2 protein-coding genes are annotated in these 2,072 nt (G+C 63.4%); both read right to left on the bottom strand.

Going from position 1 to position 2,072, the window contains the following annotated elements:
* Positions 1-1,386: oxidoreductase (locus BN2476_RS14780; RefSeq protein ID WP_087734927.1), on the bottom strand; the 1,386-nt coding region annotated here is incomplete at its 3' end.
* Positions 1,387-1,438: 52 nt separating this feature from the next.
* On the bottom strand, positions 1,439-1,984 hold the full coding sequence (locus BN2476_RS14775; protein WP_087734925.1) for a DUF5943 domain-containing protein: 546 nt from the start codon (positions 1,982-1,984) through the stop codon (positions 1,439-1,441).
* Positions 1,985-2,072 lie beyond the last annotated feature (88 nt).

Below are 2,072 nucleotides of genomic sequence, written 5' to 3'. Positions count from 1 at the left end.
GACGCCCAGACGCCGGTCGACGCCCAGTCGCTTCGTTTCCATATCGAACCAGCGCACGATGCCCGCCATCTGCTCGCGCTGCGGCGCTTTCGCGGCCAGCATGATCTGGCCGCCGACGGCATCGCTCTTCTCGAACAGCACGACATCGTGACCGCGCGAGCGCGCGACGCGCGCCGCCTCGAGTCCCGCCGGGCCCGCGCCGACCACCACGACCTTGCGGCGCGGCCCACGCGTCTTCTCGATCACGTGAGGCATCGTCGCTTCGCGCGAAGTCGCCGCGTTCTGCACGCACAGCACGTCGAGCCCGTTGTACTGGCGGTCGATGCAATAGTTCGCGCCGACGCACTGCTTGATTTCGTCTTCGCGGCCGTCGCGGATCTTGATGACCATGTGCGGGTCGGCGATCTGCGCGCGCGTCATGCCGACGAGATCGACCATGCCGTTCGCGAGCAGACGCTCCGCTTGCCCGGCGTCGCGAATGCTTTGCGCGTGCATGATGGGCAGCTTCACGACCGACTTGATGCCCGCCGCGAGATGCACGAACGGTTCGGGCGGCAGCGCCATCGGCGGCATGCAGTTCGCGAGCGTGTTGTGCGTGTCCGCGCCCGAGCCGATCACGCCGATGTAATCGATCAGGCCCGTCTCCGCCATCGCCTGGGCGATTTCCTTCAGCTGCTCGTGATCGAGGCCGTCTTCGTGGAACTCGTCGCCGCACATGCGCAGGCCGACGCAGAAGTCCTTGCCGACTGCTTCGCGCACGGCATTCAGCACTTCGACGCCGAAGCGCAGACGGTTTTCGAGCGAGCCGCCCCATTCGTCCGTGCGGAAGTTCGTGCGCGGGCTCCAGAACTGATCGATCAGATGCTGGTGCGCGGCCGAAATCTCGATGCCGTCCATGCCCGCGTCCTTCACGCGCTTCGCAGCCGCCGCGAAGTCGCCGATGATGCGGCGGATCTCTTCCACTTCGATGATCTTCGCGTTACCGCGATGCACGGGCTCGCGCACGCCGGAAGGCGTCATCAGATGCGGCCAGTGCTCGCCATGAAACGCGGAGCGGCGGCCCATGTGCGTCGCCTGAATCATGATCTTCGCGCCGTGCCGGTGCATCGCTTCGGCGAGACGCGACAGCGGATCGATGATCTTGTCCGTCGACAGATTGACGGACTTCCACCAGCCCTGCGGACTGTCGATCGACACCGGGCTCGACCCGCCGCACACGGCGAGGCCGACACCGCCCTTGGCCTTTTCCTCGTAATAGCGGATATAGCGGTCGCCGGGCAGACCGCCCGGTTCGGCATAGACCTCGGCATGCGCGGTACTGACGATGCGATTGCGCAGTGTCAGCTGATTGAGCGTCAAAGGTTTGAACAGATTGGGGTAACGCATCGCAAGCGACCTCGGGCGGTGTTCGGTTCAGGCTGTATAAATGATCTGCAGCTTAGTGAGCGATCGGCGACACTTCGAATACGCAGTGATCGTGATGCTCGGCTGCGCACTGCACTTCTTTCGACTGCGCGCGCGGCGCGTTCTTGCCGCCATCGGTTGTGTCGCTCATCGTGTCATTCACCCAGTCCATCGCGCCCGCGAACCAGCCGGCGAACATGTAGCAAAGCTTGCCTTCCTTGCCCGGCTGCGCGAGCACGAACGACGAGTGATGCAGTTCGATCTTCGCGCGCGCCGTCGACGGATCGGCTTCGACGATCTTGAAGATCCCCCAGCCGCGTTGCGACAGGCGCTTCAGGTAGTGCTCGAAAACAGCCATGCCGGTAATGCCATGCTGCTTCGCTTCCTTGTCGCACCAGTGATAAGCGGACTTGTAGCCGGCCTTGTAGAGAATGTCGGCGTAGACGTCGCGGCCGAGTGCTTCTTCGACGGCCGTGTGATTGTTCGTGAAGAAATGGCGCGGCACGTACAGCATCGGCAGCGCGTCGGTGGTCCAGACGCCGGTGTTCGGATCGACATCGATGGGCAGTTGCGGTTGCATCGCGGGGTTCCTTGTTTGTACGTTTGGTTTAGACGTTCCAGACTTCGCCGAAGAAGCGCATCCAGTTCTCGCCCATCACTTTCCTGAT

This window comes from Paraburkholderia piptadeniae (genome assembly GCF_900007165.1).
Taxonomy (GTDB): domain Bacteria; phylum Pseudomonadota; class Gammaproteobacteria; order Burkholderiales; family Burkholderiaceae; genus Paraburkholderia; species Paraburkholderia piptadeniae.
Note: the sequence above shows the minus strand (reverse complement) of the source record. Positions and strands in the feature narration are given on the sequence as shown.

Coding starts and splice junctions, on each gene's coding strand:
- BN2476_RS14775 (WP_087734925.1), bottom strand. CDS start 1,984: ATGCAACCGCAACTGCCCATCGATGTCGATCCGAACACCGGCGTCTGG.